The 17,269-nt window shown below is 58.7% G+C and carries 12 protein-coding genes, 4 tRNA genes and 2 pseudogenes; 12 read left to right on the forward strand and 6 right to left on the reverse strand.

Features of this window, described 5'->3' with window-relative positions; genetic code table 11:
• The first annotated feature begins 18 nt into the window (after positions 1–18).
• From csrA to AAF659_RS02045, 8 genes are all read left to right on the forward strand, one after another.
• Positions 19–210: a carbon storage regulator CsrA gene (gene csrA / locus AAF659_RS02010; protein ID WP_349750029.1), complete on the forward strand. Its 192-nt coding sequence runs from the start codon at positions 19–21 to the stop codon at positions 208–210.
• A gap of 88 nt (positions 211–298) precedes the next feature.
• A tRNA-Ser gene (locus tag AAF659_RS02015) sits at positions 299–389 on the forward strand.
• A 6-nt stretch (positions 390–395) separates the two neighbouring features.
• Positions 396–472 (forward strand) — tRNA-Arg (locus AAF659_RS02020).
• A gap of 85 nt (positions 473–557) precedes the next feature.
• A tRNA-Arg gene (locus tag AAF659_RS02025) sits at positions 558–634 on the forward strand.
• A gap of 72 nt (positions 635–706) precedes the next feature.
• Positions 707–783 (forward strand) — tRNA-Arg (locus tag AAF659_RS02030).
• A gap of 294 nt (positions 784–1,077) precedes the next feature.
• Entirely contained in the window at positions 1,078–1,326 is a 249-nt protein-coding gene (locus AAF659_RS02035; RefSeq protein ID WP_349750030.1) for an OadG family protein, read from the forward strand.
• Positions 1,327–1,383: 57 nt separating this feature from the next.
• Positions 1,384–3,177: a sodium-extruding oxaloacetate decarboxylase subunit alpha gene (gene oadA, locus AAF659_RS02040; RefSeq protein ID WP_349750031.1), complete on the forward strand. Its 1,794-nt coding sequence runs from the start codon at positions 1,384–1,386 to the stop codon at positions 3,175–3,177.
• Positions 3,178–3,192: 15 nt separating this feature from the next.
• Positions 3,193–4,518, forward strand: a complete 1,326-nt coding sequence (locus AAF659_RS02045; protein WP_349750032.1) for a sodium ion-translocating decarboxylase subunit beta — start codon at positions 3,193–3,195, stop codon at positions 4,516–4,518.
• Between the two features lie 7 nt (positions 4,519–4,525).
• On the opposite strand, the gene rnt is transcribed toward AAF659_RS02045, so the two are convergent.
• Positions 4,526–5,146: a ribonuclease T gene (gene rnt / locus AAF659_RS02050; RefSeq protein WP_349750741.1), complete on the reverse strand. Its 621-nt coding sequence runs from the start codon at positions 5,144–5,146 to the stop codon at positions 4,526–4,528.
• A 26-nt stretch (positions 5,147–5,172) separates the two neighbouring features.
• On the reverse strand, positions 5,173–6,222 hold the full coding sequence (pyrC, locus tag AAF659_RS02055; RefSeq protein ID WP_349750033.1) for a dihydroorotase: 1,050 nt from the start codon (positions 6,220–6,222) through the stop codon (positions 5,173–5,175).
• Between the two features lie 93 nt (positions 6,223–6,315).
• Between pyrC and AAF659_RS02060 the strand changes: the two genes are divergently transcribed.
• Together AAF659_RS02060 and AAF659_RS02065 are read left to right on the forward strand one after the other, a co-directional pair.
• On the forward strand, positions 6,316–7,239 hold the full coding sequence (locus tag AAF659_RS02060) for a flagellar protein MotY (RefSeq protein WP_349750034.1): 924 nt from the start codon (positions 6,316–6,318) through the stop codon (positions 7,237–7,239).
• A gap of 111 nt (positions 7,240–7,350) precedes the next feature.
• The gene (locus AAF659_RS02065; RefSeq protein WP_349750035.1) at positions 7,351–8,562 is read left to right on the forward strand and encodes an argininosuccinate synthase; all 1,212 of its coding nucleotides are present in this window, start codon (positions 7,351–7,353) and stop codon (positions 8,560–8,562) included.
• 10 nt (positions 8,563–8,572) lie between these two features.
• Here AAF659_RS02065 and AAF659_RS02070 read toward each other — a convergent pair whose 3' ends face one another.
• Positions 8,573–9,034 (reverse strand): host attachment protein, encoded by a 462-nt coding sequence (locus AAF659_RS02070; protein WP_349750036.1) that lies wholly within the window; start codon positions 9,032–9,034, stop codon positions 8,573–8,575.
• Between the two features lie 205 nt (positions 9,035–9,239).
• Here AAF659_RS02070 and AAF659_RS02075 point away from each other — a divergent pair, with 205 nt between their 5' ends.
• Entirely contained in the window at positions 9,240–11,870 is a 2,631-nt protein-coding gene (locus tag AAF659_RS02075; protein WP_349750037.1) for a penicillin acylase family protein, read from the forward strand.
• A 371-nt stretch (positions 11,871–12,241) separates the two neighbouring features.
• On the opposite strand, the pseudogene tnpC reads toward AAF659_RS02075, so the two are convergent.
• The 3 genes and pseudogenes from tnpC to AAF659_RS02085 form a co-directional block, all read right to left on the reverse strand.
• Positions 12,242–13,109 (reverse strand): annotated as a pseudogene (gene tnpC / locus AAF659_RS02080) (IS66 family transposase); the annotation flags it as partial.
• A gap of 46 nt (positions 13,110–13,155) precedes the next feature.
• Positions 13,156–13,317 (reverse strand): annotated as a pseudogene (gene tnpA, locus AAF659_RS15035) (IS66 family insertion sequence element accessory protein TnpA); the annotation flags it as partial.
• A 145-nt stretch (positions 13,318–13,462) separates the two neighbouring features.
• Positions 13,463–16,570: a hypothetical protein gene (locus AAF659_RS02085; protein WP_349750038.1), complete on the reverse strand. Its 3,108-nt coding sequence runs from the start codon at positions 16,568–16,570 to the stop codon at positions 13,463–13,465.
• Positions 16,571–16,845: 275 nt separating this feature from the next.
• Here AAF659_RS02085 and AAF659_RS02090 point away from each other — a divergent pair, with 275 nt between their 5' ends.
• Positions 16,846–17,187, forward strand: a complete 342-nt coding sequence (locus AAF659_RS02090) for a 4a-hydroxytetrahydrobiopterin dehydratase (RefSeq protein WP_349750039.1) — start codon at positions 16,846–16,848, stop codon at positions 17,185–17,187.
• Positions 17,188–17,269: the final 82 nt, after the last annotated feature.

Consider the following 17,269-nt stretch of genomic DNA (forward strand, 5'->3'; position numbering starts at 1 on the left):
CGACAAGGAGCTTGGACAATGCTGATTCTGACACGTCGCGTCGGCGAAACACTCATGGTGGGTGATGAAGTCACCGTGACCGTTCTCGGGGTTAAGGGAAATCAGGTGCGTATCGGCGTGAATGCCCCCAAGGAAGTGGCGGTACACCGGGAAGAGATCTATCAGCGCATCCAGCAGGAACAGGACGAGGACGAGCCCGAACACGAGTGAGTCCAGGCCCTGTGCGGCGGCTGCTATGATTTTTCGCGTCAACCCTATGAAAACGCGTCAGATATGGTAGTATACGCCGCGTTGCTAAGGAGAGGTGGGTGAGTGGCTGAAACCAGCTCCCTGCTAAGGAGCCGTACGCATTGCGCGTACCGAGGGTTCGAATCCCTCCCTCTCCGCCACTATTTGCGGCCGTAGCTCAGCTGGATAGAGCACGTGGCTACGAACCACGGGGTCGGAGGTTCGAATCCTCCCGGCCGCACCATATTCAAGGCGGATGCCAGCATGGCATCGGTCTGCGCTCAGTTCGACTGAGCACTATTTGCAGGATGGGAAGCGCCCGCCAGTAAGCGGCTGTAGCTCAGCTGGATAGAGCACGTGGCTACGAACCACGGGGTCGGAGGTTCGAATCCTCCCAGCCGCACCAGCTCACGTTTTGATGTTAAGATTCATCATTGGCGTTTCAGTAGTGCAATTTGAAATAGCGTCTCACCTTTAAGCGGCTGTAGCTCAGTTGGATAGAGCACGTGGCTTCGAACCATGGGGTCGGGGGTTCAAGTCCTCCCAGCCGCACCACTTCCTTCTTATTTGCGTTTATCGCACGCCTCATCTTCTGTGGCGCATATGCCCTGATGACTAACCTGCCCAGGATAAAACACTCACTTTGAGTGCCGTTGGCTGGCAGGGCGCCGTTTGCTATCACCGATCAACTTGCAATCCTGAGGGATAGTGCGTATAAAATCGCGCGCCTTCTCGGCATGATCAGTTTTTTATTGTCGGTTAAGGCAAGAGACTGTAAATTATGACAGATTTTGCGAGGACTCTGAGCGGCTCTCGCAACCAATGAATCTCGCTTAAAAGGTGATTTCCATGGATGAAGTGATGCAGGGGGCTGTGGACCTGATGCTGGTTGGCATGGGGTTCGTGTTTTCCTTTCTGGTCATTCTGGTGTTCGTCACCATGCTGATGTCCCGCATCGCAGGGCGTATTGCTCCGCCGGAGCCGATGCGCCCACCGGGCGGCGGCTCTTCAGGGGGTGCTGATCCCATGCAGGACCCGAAACTCAAGGCGGTTATTTCCGAAGCTGTTGCCAGGCACCGCGCTCGTCGCCGGCAATGAGCCGCCGCGGTTGATCGGCGGCCGGGAACCCAATACGAGAGAAAAAAGGTCAGAACGATGACAGATACTAAGCAACCCCTGGGGATCACGGATCTGGCGCTGCGTGACGCGCATCAGTCGCTGTTGGCTACACGCATGCGCCTGGAAGATATGCTCCCGATTGCCGAGAAGCTGGACCAGGTCGGTTTCTGGTCCATCGAATCGTGGGGCGGGGCTACCTTCGACTCGTGCATTCGCTATCTCGGGGAAGATCCCTGGGAGCGCATCCGCGAGCTGAAAAAGGCCATGCCCAATACCCGCCAGCAGATGCTGCTGCGGGGCCAGAATCTGCTTGGCTACCGCCACTACGCGGATGACGTGGTGCGCCGGTTCGTGGAGCGGGCCGCGGCGAATGGCGTTGACGTGTTCCGGATCTTCGACGCCATGAATGACCCGCGTAATCTGGAAACCGCGATTCAAGCCACCCGCGAAACCGGTAAACATGCTCAGGGCACCATCTCTTACACAGTGAGCCCGGTGCATACGATCGAAATGTGGGTGGATCTGGCGAAGAAGATCGAGTCCATGGGCGCGGATTCGCTGGCTATCAAGGATATGGCGGGGCTCATGAAGCCCTACGTCTGCTATGACCTGGTGAGCCGTCTCAAGAAAGAACTTGATATTCCCATCCAGTTCCACTCACACGCCACAACCGGGATGTCCACAGCCAGCATCATCAAGGCTGCCGAAGCCGGGGTTGATCGTGTGGATTCGGCAATTTCCTCAATGAGCATGACTTATGGCCACTCGCCCACCGAATCCGTTGTGGCGATCATGGAGGATACCGAGCGCAATACCGGGCTGGACATCGAGCAACTGGAAGAGGTGGCCAAGTACTTCCGCGAGGTACGTAAGAAGTACGCGAAATTCGAAGGCTCTCTTAAGGGTGTGGACTCGCGCATCCTGGTCGCTCAGGTGCCGGGCGGCATGCTCACCAACATGGAAAGCCAGCTTCGCGAGCAGGGTGCCAGCGACAAAATGGATGAGCTGCTTGGTGAAATCCCCCGCGTGCGCGAGGATCTGGGCTATATTCCGCTGGTCACGCCAACCTCGCAGATCGTGGGGACCCAGGCGGTACTGAATGTGCTCACGGGCGAGCGCTACAAGTCCATTTCCAAAGAAACCTCGGCGGTACTCAAGGGCGAGTACGGGGCGGCCCCTGCGGAATGTAATAAGGACCTTCAGGAACGCGTTCTTGATGGTGCTGAACCCATTACCTGCCGTCCTGCGGATCTGATTGAGCCTGAGATGGAGCGCCTGACCGATGAACTCCGCCAGGAAGCGAAGGACAAAGGCTTCACCATCGCGGAGAACGAGGTGGACGACGTCCTGACCTATGCGCTCTTCCCGCAGATCGGCCTTAAGTTCTTGGAAAACCGTGGCAATCCGGAAGCCTTTGAGCCCGTACCGACAGGTCAGGAGGCGGCTGCTCCCGCCGCACCGGGTGAACCCGAGACCTATACCGTTACGGTTGAGGGCCAATCCTATGTGGTTGAGGTTGCTGAAGGTGGTGAGATTGCCAAAATCCAGCCGGCGCAGGGCGGCGGCCAGCCGCAGGCGCCAGCGGGTGGCGGCCAGGCGGCTGCCCCAGTAGGTGGCGGCGAGCCGGTTACCGCACCACTGGCCGGCAACATCTTCAAGGTCCACGTGAGCCCTGGCCAGCAGGTCAATGAAGGCGACGTTCTGATCATTCTTGAGGCCATGAAGATGGAAACCGAGGTGAAAGCGGATCGTTCCGGGACGATCGGCTCCGTGACCGTCAAGGTCGGCGACAGCGTGGCCGTTGGCGATGAACTCCTGACTCTGGGATAAGAAGGGCTGTACGGCATGGATAACCTGATGACTCTGTGGACCGGTAGCGGTCTGTACAATCTGACGCCGGGCGCGCTTACGATGATCGTGGTGGGTCTGGGGTTGCTCTATCTGGCAATCAACAAGAAGTTCGAGCCACTGCTGCTGGTGCCGATTGGTTTCGGCACCATCCTGGCCAACCTGCCTGAGGCAGGGCTGGCGTCAAGCGCGGTGGAGGCGGCCATCTACAGTGAGTCGCCGAAAGTGCTCGCGGCTCTGGCGTCCGTTATGGACGTCGGTTACGACATGGGCCAGAAGGTGACGCCCGATGTCATCAAGTCCTTTATTGAGGCGTACAAGAACCTGGGGGCCGAAGCGGCCCTGAGCGCGACCCAGACGGCCAAGGATATGGGGTATTCGCCCGGTATCATCCAGTCGTTCTACGCCGTGGCCATTGGCAGTGGCGTGGCGCCGCTGCTTATTTTCATGGGGGTTGGGGCGATGACCGATTTCGGTCCGCTCCTTGCGAACCCCAAGACGATGCTGCTGGGGGCAGCCGCGCAGTTCGGTATCTTTGCTACCGTGCTCGGCGCGGCGCTGCTGAACACCACCGGCATGATGGAGTTCTCTGTGGCCGAGGCCGCTGCGGTGGGCATCATCGGCGGTGCTGACGGACCAACGTCCATCTATGTCTCCAGCATCCTGGCACCCCACCTGCTGGGCGCGATTGCGGTGGCGGCCTATTCCTACATGGCACTGGTGCCGCTGATCCAGCCGCCCATCATGCGGGCGTTCACGACCAAGGAAGAGCGTACGCTCAAGATGAGTCAGCTGCGTGATGTCGGCAAGCTGGAGAAAATCCTGTTCCCGGTCTGCATTCTGGTTCTCACCGGCATGTTCCTCCCGGACGCCACGCCGCTACTGGGTATGTTCTGCTTCGGTAACCTGATGAAGGAGTGCGGTGTTGTTGAGCGCCTGAGCGACACGGTGCAGAACTCGCTCATCAACGCGGTAACCATTGTTCTGGGCCTCGCTGTGGGTTCCAAGATGGCCGCTGAGGCGTTTCTGAACGCGCAGACCCTGGGCATCCTGCTTCTGGGTATTATTGCCTTCGGCGTGGGCACCATGTGCGGCGTGCTCATGGCCAAGCTCATGAACGCCATGACCAAAGAGAAGATCAACCCGCTAATCGGCTCTGCCGGTGTTTCCGCAGTGCCCATGGCGGCTCGGGTTTCCAACAAGGTGGGCCTGGAGGAAAACCACCAGAACTTCCTCCTGATGCACGCCATGGGCCCGAACGTAGCCGGCGTGATCGGCTCCGCCGTCGCAGCGGGCGTCATGATCAAGTTCGTCGGGGGCTGAGCCCCGTTCAGCCTTCCCCGTTAGACGGGGGAGGCCATCCTCCCAGCGATTTCCAGCGGTTGACGATCAGGCAGAACAGCTCAGCTGTCTTCTCAGCGTCGTAAAGCGCCGAGTGGGCTTCCTTGTTGTCAAAATCCAGACCGCCAATACGGCAGGACTCCGCCAGCACCGTGTGCCCCAGAGCCAGGCCGGCGAGGGCGGCGGTATCAAAGGTGGAAAAGGGGTGGAACGGATTGCGTTTGATATTCTGGCGGTCCGAGGCGGCTTTTACAAAGCCGAGATCGAACGTGGCGTTGTGACCCACCAGGACGGCGCGCTTGCACTGGTTGCGGCGTACGGCCTGGCGGATGGTCTGGAAGGTGCCGCGCATGGCCTCCAGCTCCGGGCGCTCATCGCGCAGGGGGTTGCCGGGGTCAATGCCGGTGAACGCCAGCGCCTCCTTCTCGATATTGGCGCCTTCAAAGGGGTGGACGTTGTAATGGACCCGCTCCCCGGCATAGAGCCAGCCATCGTCGTCCATCTCCACCAGAACAGTGGCGATTTCAAGCAGGGCATCGGTGGTCGCGTTGAAGCCGCCGGTTTCAACATCCACGATCACCGGAAGGAAGCCACGGAAGCGCTGTTGCATCAGTGTCGGTGTCGCTGTCTGGCTGCTCACGCCCGGCTCTCCCCGTCATCAATCCGCCAGTTCAGGGTGCTTCCGGCGTTCAGGGGCACAATCGGCTGGCCGTGCTCATGCAGGACCTCAGGGATCGTGTGGGGCTCCCGGCGCAGGGTGATGCGGTCGGTGTTGCGTGGCATCCCGTAGAAATCCGCCCCGTGGCATGATGCAAACCCTTCGAGTTGATCCAGAGCATCGGCTTGCTCGAAGAACTGAGCGTACAGCTCAATGGCGGCGAAGGCGGAGTAACAGCCGGCACAGCCGCAGTCGGTTTCCTTGCGGCTGCGGTCGTGGGGGGCAGAGTCCGTGCCCAGGAAAAAGCGCGTGTCACCGCTTGTAGCTGCCTCTCGCAGCGCCTGCTGATGGCGCTGGCGTTTGAGGATCGGCAGGCAGTAGAAATGCGGCCGGATGCCACCAACCAGCAGATGGTTCCGATTGAACAGCAGATGCTGGGGCGTAATGGTGGCGCCCAGATTGTGTTGCCTGGACTTCACGAATTCAGCGGCATCCGCGGTGGTAATGTGTTCCATAACCACGCGCAGCTGAGGCAAACGTTCAATCAGCGGTGCCAGAACTTCGTCGATGAAGACCTTTTCCCGGTCGAATATGTCCACCTCAGCCCGTGTGACCTCGCCATGCGTAAGCAGGAGCAGACCTTCGTCGGCCATGGTCTCCAGGGCGGCATGAATGTGGCGGATGTCTGTTACGCCGGAATCCGAGTTTGTGGTTGCGCCAGCTGGGTAGAGCTTGCAGGCTACGACACCGGCCCGGGCCGCCTCGCGGATCATCCCGGGTGTGGTATTGTCGGTGAGGTACAGCGTCATCAGCGGCTCGAAGCGGCTGTTCTCGGGGGCGGCGGCCCGGATCCGCTCGCGGTACGCCAGAGCCTGGTTTGCGGTAGTCACCGGTGGCGTTAGGTTCGGCATGATGATGGCGCGGCTGAAGCGCCGGGCTGAGGCGGGAACCACCTGTTGCAACAGTCCGCCATCGCGCACATGCAGGTGCCAGTCATCGGGTCGGGTCAGGGTCAATGTCTCAGTCATGGCGCGAAGTATACCAGAAGATCCAGGGCTCAAGTTCCAGCGGATTTGGCCGATACCTGATACTGAAGCGTCAGAATAATGGTCCTATTTGCCATGAGTCCACGTCACTGGATCGTCGCAATACTGGTAGGTGCCTGGTTGCCTTGTGCGGCCATGGGCACGACTTTTTCCGCGGGTATTGAAAACAGCCGCTGGCTCCTGTCGGATTCCATCTTCGCGTGTACGCTGACGCACCCGGTGCCGGGCTATGGTGAGGCGGTATTCCATCATCGTGCCGGTGAATCGCTGCGTTTTTTCCTGCAGCCGGTACGCAACCCGATGCGGGCGGGGCAGGCTGCGCTGGTGATCGAGCAGCCCGCTTGGAAAGCGGGTAAGTCGGTGGATGACTTGGGCTATGTGCGCGTGGAAGGTGATCACAGTCGGCCGGTCGAGCTGTCATCCGGTACCAGTGAGCGACTCCTCGCCAGTCTGAGGGATGGGCGTATGCCCACCTTTACACGCCGTGCCCGCCAGAGTAACCGGCCGGTACGGGTGCGGCTTAATCACATCAATTACCGCAGTCCCCACCAATCTTTCCGTCGTTGCCAGACCCAGTTGCTTCCGGTGAACTACGATCAGGTTCAGCGCACCGTGGTTCTGTTTGATCTGGACCGATCCGAACTCAGTGCTGATGCCAAAGAACGGCTCGGCGAGGTGGCGCTGTATGTCAACGCCGATGACCGGGTTAAGCAGGTTTACGTGGATGGCCATACCGACAGCATTGGCACGCCTTTGCGTAATCGGGAGCTGTCGAAAGCGAGGGCAGAGGCGGTTGCCGGGTATCTCAAAGACCAGGGGGTTGGCGACGACAAGCTGGTTACCCGCTTCCACGGTGATCGCTACCCCGTTGCTGGTGTGGAGACACCCGGGCCGCGGCACCGCCGCGCTACGGTTCGGCTTGAACGTGAGAAGGACGAGAGCGATGCCGAGCCAGTGGTAACCCAGGCCAAGCGTGATGACATTGTGGTCGTCGACTGAACCGGATTGGCTCTGGACCCTGCCCTTGCCGTAAAATAGCCGCCATTGATCAGCAGGCCCGGGTGCCAGGGGTGCCCGGCGTTCATGAATTGCGGATAAGGCGAAACAGCGATGTCAGACATTAACAAGGTCGTTCTGGCCTACTCCGGGGGACTCGATACCTCCGTCATCGTCAAATGGCTCCAGGAAACCTATGACTGTGAGGTGGTGACCTTTACCGCCGATATTGGCCAGGGTGAGGAGGTAGAGCCCGCGCGTGAAAAAGCCAAAGGGCTGGGCGTGAAGGAAATCTACATCGAAGACCTGCGCGAAGAGTTTACGCGCGACTACGTCTTTCCGATGTTCCGCGCCAACACGGTTTACGAAGGCGAGTATCTGCTGGGCACTTCCATCGCCCGGCCGCTGATTGCACGCCGGCTGGTGGAAATCGCCAACGAGACGGGCGCGGACGCCATCGCCCACGGCGCCACCGGTAAGGGCAATGATCAGGTCCGCTTCGAGCTCGGGGCTTACGCGCTCAAACCGGGCATCAAGGTCATCGCGCCCTGGCGCGAATGGGATCTCAATTCCCGCCAGAAGCTGCTGGACTACTGCGACCACCACGGCATTCCCGTGGAAAAGCAGCATGGCAAGTCGCCTTACTCCATGGACGCTAACCTCCTGCATATCTCCTATGAGGGCGAAGTGCTGGAAGACCCCTGGGCGCAGGCCGAGGACGACATGTGGCTCTGGAGCGTCGCGCCCGAGCAGGCCCCGGATGAGCCGACCATACTGGATGTGACCTATGAGTGCGGCGACATTGTGGCCATCAACGGCGAACGCATGAAACCGCACCAGGTGCTGTCCTACCTGAACAGGGTTGCCGGCGATAACGGCATCGGCCGTATCGACATCGTCGAGAACCGCTATGTTGGCATGAAATCCCGTGGCTGCTACGAGACACCGGGCGGCACCGTCATGCTCAGGGCGCATCGCGCCATCGAGTCGATCACGCTGGACCGTGAAGTGGCCCATCTGAAGGACAGCATCATGCCCCGCTATGCCGAAGTGGTGTACAACGGCTATTGGTGGGCCCCTGAACGCCGCGCCATGCAGGCTCTGATTGATGAGACCCAAGGGCACGTTAATGGCGACGTACGCCTCAAGTTGTATAAGGGCAATGTGGAAGTGCTGGGCCGGCGCTCAGAAGACTCGCTCTTCGACGAGAAGGTCGCGACCTTTGAGGAAGACGAGGGCGCCTACGACCAGAAGGATGCGGAAGGCTTCATCAAGCTGAACGCCCTCCGCCTGCGTATTGCCGCCTCCAAGGGCCGCTCCCTTTAAGCCCTTTCTGCTACTTGATGCGCTCCGGGAAATGCTTCCGCATTTCCCGAGGGTTCATCTGTGACAGGTCCTTCCCGATTTCTTCCGCCACAATGGCTTTGAGTTCCGGCTTCATGTGTTTGCGCAGTTCCCCCAGGAACTTGGGCGGAGCGGCTATATAAAGCTTTTCAACCTGCCCCTGGTTGCGGCTGTGCTCCAGGTTGTCCGCCAGCTCCCTGGCAAACTTCTGTGCCTCCACTTCTTTCGGTTCGGTGTGCTCTTCCATAGCACTGCGCCCGCCGTTCATGGAATCCGCTTGGCGACCGGGCCGATCCGTTGTCAGATCACCGTCATGCAGCCGCGCTTCCGGGTTGAGCAGGGTATCCACTTCCGTGAGATCGCCCTTGGGGGAGTCGGTGCTGAACAGCCGCGCACGGCTGGCGTCGGCAACAACAATGCGAACCTTTGGCATGATGAAGTGGGGGTTGTTCATGGAGCCTCTCCTCTACGGATCGGTGGGTGAAAAACTCCTTTCTTGAACTACTGTGGGGGCTGTTCTGGGGTGGGGCAAGGGTTTGGCAGGAGCAGTTCAAATCCTGCGGACAAACGAGTCGCAATCTTGTATCCATTTGCTATATTCCCGAAAGGGCCACTGTGTGTCCGTTTAAGGCTAAGTGACAATAACAAGAGTTAAAACGATGCGTAATATTCAATTGAGTCGTGCTTTCCCTGTAGCTGCCTTGGCAGGCAGCCTCGCCCTCTCCGGCTGTTTTCTGGACTCTGACTCCAGTTCGAGCTCAGATGCCGGCAACAACCTCAAACCTTCCAATGATCAATACCAAGCAACAATCCGCCGTACCACCAGCGGTGTCCCGCATATCAAAGCGGATACCCTGGGTTCCGCCGCTTTCGGCGCCGGTTACACTCAGGCCAGCGACAACCTGTGCACGTTGGCTGAAGCGTTTGTTAAAGCACGCAGTGAACGGGCGAAATATTTCGGACCTGGACAAGACAACGCCAATGTCATCAGTGACTTCAGCCTCAAGGCGCAGGACGTTATTGGTGGCGCGCGCGATGGGTACGACCAGCTTTCTGACGAAAGCCGTGCCATGGTCGATGGCTACACCGCTGGCTATAATCGATATCTTGAGCAGTCGGACGTGAGTGACCACCCGCCGCAGTGCAAGGATCAGCCCTGGGTCAAGCAGATTGAGCCAGTGACCCTGCTGGCCCATTACCGCGTTGTTGCGCAGGAAGCGAGTGGCAAACAGCTTACGGAAGCCGTGTTTGGTGCCACACCTCCGGACGAATCACCGACGCCATCACCGGTGATGGCTGCCTCCGGCGAATCCGGGGAGCTGGAGCAGGTGTTGGCCGATGTTTCGCAAAACGCCGCAAAGGGTGCCCAACGAAGCCTAACCCAGGAGCCGACCATGGCCAGTAACGCCTGGGCCATCGGCAGCGAGAAAACCGAAGAGGGCGTTAAGGGGGCGCTTCTGGGCAACCCTCATTTCCCCTATACCGGGCCGCGGCGGCTCTATCAGATGCAGCTGACCGTGCCGGATTACCTCAATGTTCAGGGTGCGGGGTTGCTGGGTACCGCTATCCCCTTGATCAACTATAACGAGAATCTTGGATGGTCCCACACGGTATCCACGAGTAAGCGGTTCACGGTCTATGAGCTGACGCTGAAGGACGGCGATCCGATGACCTACGTTAAGGATGGGCAGGATAAATCCATTACCAGTAAAACGTTTCAGATTGAGGTCAATACGCGCGGCCCTCAGACCCAGACGCTGGAACGCACCTTCTACTATTCTGAGTATGGCCCCATGGTCAGGCTCCAGGAGGCCACAGGCGGCGGGCTGTCGAAGTGGGGTGATGATGCCACAGCTTACACCTACCGCGACGCCAACCTGGATCGCAACAACCTGCTTGATACCTGGCTGGGCATGAGCCGTGCCAGCAACCTTGAAGAATTCAAGGATGTCTTTCGCAACTGCGGTAGTACCCTCTGGACCAACACGGTTTATGCGGATCAAGAGGGCAATGCCTACTACATCGACAGTACATCCGTGCCGAATCTGTCGGAGGAGGCTCAAGCTGTTGTCAACTTTAAACGCAATGCGGACGCGGGTTATAGACAGCTTTTCAATCAGGGTCTAGTGCTTCTGGAAGGTGACACCTCCCGTGACGACTGGGTGGAAGGCCAATGCGGTGGCACCGTGCCTTTTGAAGATAAACCCAAGCTCCAGCGGAGCGACTTTGTCCAGAACTCCAACAGCAGTTATTGGGCCACCAACCCGGACGAGTTTCTGACCGGTTACTCGCCGATGTTCGGTCTTGAGCAAGTGTCACCCAATGCCCGTACCCGTCTGGGGATTCGCATGTTGCGCAACCCCAAGCGTGACGGATTCGGCAACGGCACCCAGGCCAAGTGGCCTGCCGGTCAGGATGGTCAGTTCAGCGGTCGGGATCTGATCCAGACCATCTACAACAACCGCAGTTTCTGGGCCGAGCAATATCTGAGCGATTTGCGCAGTCGCTGTACAAGCATTGGCACCACTGAGGTGAACGTTCCCGATGGTGAAAACCGTCAGGTCGATGAGGGGTGCTCTGCCCTTCAGAACTGGGATGGCTACTACGATCTGGACAGTCAGGGCGCCCACACTTTCCGTGTCTTCATGGCGAACTATCTGAACGTTATTGAGAATAATCCCGGCGAACTCACGACCGTATTTGACCCCCAGAAGCCCGTGGCTACGCCCGCAGAGCCGTCCGAAGACAACGCGGGTACCGCCAGTGACCCGATGCTGCGATCGCTTGCGCAAGGGTTGAATGCCCTTGATAGCGCCGGCGTAACCTATGACGCCAAGCTGAGCAACGTGCAGGTCTTCCATGCTTCTGGCGGCGTACCGCCGGGCGGCAACGCCATGAGACTAGGAACCGAAATCCCCTGGCATGGTGGGCGCGGCGGTATGGATGGTGCGTTCAATGCGGTTGAAACACGGGATATGGCGACCAGGCAGGACACGCTCTTTCCGCGCCTGAATCCAGACCAGGTGCCGAACACGGGCGGTTTGGCGAAAGGTCAGGGTAAGTGGTTCAAGATACGGGGCACGAGTTACCACTTTGGGCTCGAATTCACGGAGGAGGGGCCCCAGGCTTACGGCCTTACCGCCTATTCCAAGTCCACGGATCCTGGCTCGCCGTTCTTCAATGACCAGGCTCAGCGGTATTCGGACAAGAACCCGCGTGAGTTCCCGTTCACGGAAAAAGAAATCCAGCAGAACCTGCTGGAGAACGGCACAACCACTATTTCCAACTGATCCTTCCGGGCGGGGCTTGGCCCCGCCCCCTCTCCCGCTGAATATCCGATCGTATTATCGTTGGATCAATGCCCAACTCCTGGGGCTGGATCGCTAGAAAGCCTGCGATGAGTGTCTTCTCGCCTGCAATGTAAGCGCCAGCGAACCGACACCGATTCCCTGATCTGAAGCAGATCATACTGGTTCCAGCATTTGTAATGGAGGAACCAGCATGGCCAAAACTGAGTTGCATCATTTCTGGTGACCAAGCCATCAGCCTGGCGGCGTTCAGGTCTGTGACCTCAGTTCGTCGAGTATCCCCATAACCCGGTCTGAGTAGGGTAAGCGCCCGCAAATCGACCCACTTGCCCTAGGGCCTGTGATCAGCTCTTTTACGGAGCCGGCTCCAGGTCGGTATGCCAGGGCAGTAGCGCTTCCAGTCTCTCAACGGTGTCCGCCTCGGCGATATGGTTGAGGAGGTGGTGGTTGTAGGCGGAGGGCTCCAGACCGTTCGCCCTGGCCGTCTCGATCAGCGAATAACAGGTGGCGCTGGCGTTAGCCCCTCGCGCGGTATCGGCGAACAGCCATGCCCTGCGTCCGAGCGCGAACGGGCTGATGGCGTTCTCGGCCAGAGCGTTGCTGATCTGCAGGTCCCCGCGCTCGCAGTAGTCCACCAGGGTGTCCCACTGGTTCAGGGCGTAGTCCATGGCCTTACGGGTCAGTGAGCCTTTTACGACCTTGTCAGCGTTGGCGTCCAGCCAGCTCTTGAACGCTTGCAGCCGGGGCAGGCTTTCGCCCTGGCGGATCCGATAGCGTTCGTCATCGCCAAGGTCGGTCATCCGGCGCTCGATGGCGTAGAGCTCGCGGATGTGGTTCAGTGCCACATCGGCCTTGGACGTTTGCCGTTGGCCCTTGCCTTTCTTTTTTGCCGGCGCCGCTTTCGAGGCCTCGACGAACTTGCGACGGGCATGATCCCAGCACCCGATCCGGGTGATGGCATTATCCCGACACACCCTTCCCATAGTCGGAGTAACCATCGGCCTGGAGGTAGGTGCTTGCGTTCTGCGCCTCGCGCATGTGGTTGATCAGTTGCTTAAACACCTCGTTCAAGCGGAGGATCCAGTGCGCCATGCTGGTGCGGCTGATCGGGTGCCCGAGCCGCGCCAGCATGCTTTCCAGCCGGTACAGCGGCAGACCATCGGCGTACTTCGAGGTGATGATGGGGGCCAGCAGCGAGGGCGTGGCAATGCACTTGGCCAGCCGCAGTGTCAGCATCTGCCATCGGCGCAATCCGGGTGAATCCGTTGCCAGTCTGCGACTCGCCCTCAGGGCGCAACTTGCGGCACCAGTAGCGGAACTGGTGGTAGCCGAGGACGTGTTCGCGGCAGAAGGCGGCGCCGGAAAGCCCGGAGTCCGCCCAGTAAGTCAGGGTCTGTTGCCAGAAATGATGCCGCTCGGTGCGGGTCATCAGACTCGGGGGTAGGTGTCGGTTCTCTGGCGCTTACGATAGACAGGGTTTGATCCGCTTTGCAGATAAGGGTAGATACTACTGCATAAAAAAGCCCCGACCGAAGCCGGGGCTCTGTTGCATCGCTTTCTATGTGCTGACGTCGTCAGTCTTTCTGTATTACGTTAGAGCCGGCTCCTTCCGCCGCTTTGCCTCCAGTAATATTTGGAGCTCCCTGAACCATCTGAAGTGTCTGAGAGACGAGTTCGCCAAAGACCAGTTGAGCGTTCTGGGAACTGACCACCTCCTTCTCAGACTGAGCAATGTTTCGGTCTTTCTTGACACCACCAGCGTCCACCGACTCCGCCTGTGGCAGAACCGGCACACCATGGGTCCCTGCCAGATAGCGTGTGATCGCAGGGGTGGTCTGCCCACTGGTGCCTGTGTTGATTTCGGCCCCGCCCGCACTGAGCCTCATAAGCTTCGCGAGTGCTTCGGAGCCTGTGAGCGGTGCCTCAAATGAATCGACCGTGAGACCATTCGGGAAAAATACGTTCAGCGGTCCACCATCGTAGCCCGGCACGCCCTCAATCATGTCGCTGAAGCGTGTATCGGCCGCGTTGGGCGTTGTGCGATCACCATTGACCTGGCTGATCAGCGTATTGCTGTCAGCCAGTTGTGGTGCGAAGTTGATGGGGTCAGCCGAATCCAGAGCAGCCTGATTAACGTTCAAGTAGGTTTCGTAACTGGAATCGCCCTGACTGATGCCAGCAGAGGCCTGGAGACCACCGACAACTGTTGGCGCGAAGGAGGGCGAGTTCTCCAAGAGACGCACGATTCCGGCCACAGGGGTCTGGAGGTGAACACCGGCCAGTGACAGTGCAGTTGGAAGCTGACTCTCAGCATTGCTCTGTTTAACCGCGCCCGCGAAGGTGCCGCCGGTCTGAGTGCCAAGAGAGTGGCCTACGAAGTAAGTGCTGCTGCCGTCCAGACCTGCCATGTTTTCGATGGTTGCACGAAGATTCATCAGATCCAGGGAGCCCTGGCGCAGGTTGTCACGCCCGTTCAGGAAGTTGCTCAGGTTGATGAAGAGTGACCCGGATGTGCCCAGCGCGGCGCTTGCATCGAAGTTCATCTCGACCGGCTGGTTCGCTTCGTTGGCGGTATAGCCGAAGTGGCGTTCGGTTACACCGCTGTCGTTGACACCGCTATCGGTGAAGGTCGGTGCCAAGCCGGGGATCGTGCTTCCTGCGCGGCTGACCGTCCCGACGATGCCTTTGGCTGATGTCAGGTCAAGTGCTTGGTTGTTGTCGGCAAGGGCTTGGGCATTTCCATCCACCGCGAGCTGTTGGTTTGCTTCCGTGTTGAGCGACCCTTCCGGAACCATATCGTTACCTTCCTCGATGCTCGCAAAGAGGCTCCCAGCCAGCGTCAGCCGCTCCTCGTTTGAGGCAGGATCAACGCCGTGCAATGGCTGATCAATTGCGATGACTACCAGTTCCTCCCCACCGGTTGCTGCGTCGTATGAGTTAACAAGCTTGCTGCCGAACGCAAGAGCCGCGCTACGGTCGGTTGTAATACCGTGCTGATAGATCACAACAGGGTATTTGTCGCTACCATCTTTCAGCTCTGCAGTACCAACATCGCTAGAGGTGATCGTCACCATGGGGACCTGGAGATCGGCCTGCTTTTCAGGGAACGGGAAGTTGTAGTTGAGAACCTCACTGGTGCTCGGATCCGCTTGAGGAATGTCGAAACCAGTCGCATCAGCGATGATGGCAGCAAGGCCGGAGTCCGGTTGCCAGCTTGAGGTCTTGATCGGCGCGCCACTGCTGCTGTCCGGGATGCCCAGATAGTAGGGCAGAGTAATCGAGCCCTGATGCACGTTGATATCGCCCTGACTAACGACTTGGCTCAGCACTGAGGAAAGTGCGACGGCATCCGTCGTAGTACCGAAAGAGAAATCTCGGGCTGAAGGCGTGGGGAAGCCAGCGCTGCTGAGAGAACCTTCAAGGGCCACACCAATGCACTGGAACTGATCTGAGAGGGTAACTGGTGGTTCGCCTTCCTGAAGAACGGTCTGGAACCCGTCACTTGCCGGATCAGCATCACTGTCACAGGGTTTAAGTGCCGGATTTAGTTGCTCGCTGGGCTTGAAGTTCGCCACTGCTGTATTGACGGCACTGCTTACCCCGGAAAAGTCAGTGGCGCCGTTTTCCATGGCCGCATCGGCCGCGCTGCGCTTGGTGGCGCGTTCGACTTGATCGGCAATCCAGTTGGCCGGGTTGGCGATATGGCTGAGAACCTTTTCATCTTCACTGGTCGTGAATGTGTAGGATAGTGCAATGTTTTCTTCACTGAGTTTCTTAAGGTCTGGGCGCCCCTCGCGGCTACTGTTCGTAACCTTGAAATACTCGGTGGCTACAGATTCCCAGAGTCCATTGATAAGCCCGCGTACCGTGTCGAGGCTGGAGTTACCTATGTCTCCAGTTTCATCATCTGAGAGCCTGGTGTAAGAGGGCGAGGAGTTAATTGGATCGCCGCTCATATCTTTCACGTCATCCGTTACGACTACGAGATATCGCTTGAGAGGGTCCAGTGGTTTGTTGGGCCGGATACGAATAGCCGAATTACCGTCCAGCTCCTCCACGTCATGATCGTAGCGGCGATTCTGCGCTAGGTCGGCCAGAGCCGCCCCGGCTTCCGGTTGGTTGCGCCCTGAAAGGTCCTGGGGCGGAGCACCGTCGGCACCGGCTGCAACCTGAGCCGTTATTGCTGTGGGTGCCGTCGGTGGTTCCTGAGCGGAAAAGGCGCGAACCGGAGCACCGCTGGCGTACTGCAACTCAATCAGGAAAACATTCTGAGTTGGGTTCGGGATGGGGCCGTCGGTTGGGTTCCTTTTGTCATTGGGAGGAAGAAACGCTTGAGAATCTACGGTTGAAGCGTCGATCTTTCCGTTAAATTGGATAACGGCTGGCGCCACGGTCGAAGCACCACTTAGGTTGTTTAGCGCTTCCAGAACCGGATTGCCTTTGTCCGCTGCAGGGATGTCCACGCTGAATGAACCGTCACCCGCCTCCGTATCGAAAATTAAGTCGTTCGGAGTCGGCAGCTCACTAGTTACCGGATTGAAAACCGGGTAAGTCCCCTGTTCCGCCTGGGTCGGCGTATCCGCCGTGTTTGCCCCGGCATTGTCGTTACCGCCATCCGAGAAACACCCCGAGAGGCCCACGGTAGAGGCAACGGCAAGGCTCAGTAATGTTTTTTTGTACATAGGTCGGACCTTCCTTCCTTTTATTGTCTTGTCGTAAATCGGTGCTGCGCCCGCTCAACCCGCAGTAGAAGCCGGTATGACGGCCGAGTTTACGGTGCCTGACTGAAAAGGTAGACCGGTGCAGGGGCTTTGTCGAGGCTGACAGGCTGTTAATTTGCCGGTCAGTTCACGCTTTCTGTGTCGTGAAAGTGCGACCTGCAATGGGTTTACGAAACCCATAAAGCGAGCAATGATGGATCTTGATCACAAACAAGTGAAGTAAAGGGAGAGGCAAGATGAGTACGTTAACGCAACAGACCTGTGAGGCCTGCAGCAAGGATTCGCCACTGGCGACTGAAGAAGAGAAAAAGGAGCTGGGTGCTGAAGTGCCTGAGTGGGCCTATGTCACCCGCAATGGCGAGGAGCAGCTGGAGCGGACCTTCAAGCTGAAGAACTTTGCTGAAGCCCTGGCCTTTACCAATAAGGTTGGCGAAATGGCCGAGGAGGTGGACCACCATCCGATGATCACCACTGAGTACGGCAAGGTGGCGGTCGTCTGGTGGACCCACAAGATCGGCGGGCTGCACCGCAACGACTTCATAATGGCGGCGCGCACCGACGAGCTCTACGGAGCCTGAGCAAGTCCACCCCAGTATGTCCTCCGGGGCGCGGAAGGCGCCCCGGATTCCACCGGGTCGTGCATTCTGTGGTAGTATAGGC

The organism is Salicola sp. Rm-C-2C1-2 (assembly GCF_040196175.1).
Taxonomy (GTDB): Bacteria; Pseudomonadota; Gammaproteobacteria; order Pseudomonadales; family Oleiphilaceae; genus Halospina.

Coding starts and splice junctions, on each gene's coding strand:
- csrA (WP_349750029.1), top strand. CDS start 19: ATGCTGATTCTGACACGTCGCGTCGGCGAAACACTCATGGTGGGTGAT.
- AAF659_RS02035 (WP_349750030.1), top strand. CDS start 1,078: ATGGATGAAGTGATGCAGGGGGCTGTGGACCTGATGCTGGTTGGCATG.
- oadA (WP_349750031.1), top strand. CDS start 1,384: ATGACAGATACTAAGCAACCCCTGGGGATCACGGATCTGGCGCTGCGT.
- AAF659_RS02045 (WP_349750032.1), top strand. CDS start 3,193: ATGGATAACCTGATGACTCTGTGGACCGGTAGCGGTCTGTACAATCTG.
- rnt (WP_349750741.1), bottom strand. CDS start 5,146: ATGCAACAGCGCTTCCGTGGCTTCCTTCCGGTGATCGTGGATGTTGAA.
- pyrC (WP_349750033.1), bottom strand. CDS start 6,222: ATGACTGAGACATTGACCCTGACCCGACCCGATGACTGGCACCTGCAT.
- AAF659_RS02060 (WP_349750034.1), top strand. CDS start 6,316: ATGAGTCCACGTCACTGGATCGTCGCAATACTGGTAGGTGCCTGGTTG.
- AAF659_RS02065 (WP_349750035.1), top strand. CDS start 7,351: ATGTCAGACATTAACAAGGTCGTTCTGGCCTACTCCGGGGGACTCGAT.
- AAF659_RS02070 (WP_349750036.1), bottom strand. CDS start 9,034: ATGAACAACCCCCACTTCATCATGCCAAAGGTTCGCATTGTTGTTGCC.
- AAF659_RS02075 (WP_349750037.1), top strand. CDS start 9,240: ATGCGTAATATTCAATTGAGTCGTGCTTTCCCTGTAGCTGCCTTGGCA.
- AAF659_RS02085 (WP_349750038.1), bottom strand. CDS start 16,570: ATGTACAAAAAAACATTACTGAGCCTTGCCGTTGCCTCTACCGTGGGC.
- AAF659_RS02090 (WP_349750039.1), top strand. CDS start 16,846: ATGAGTACGTTAACGCAACAGACCTGTGAGGCCTGCAGCAAGGATTCG.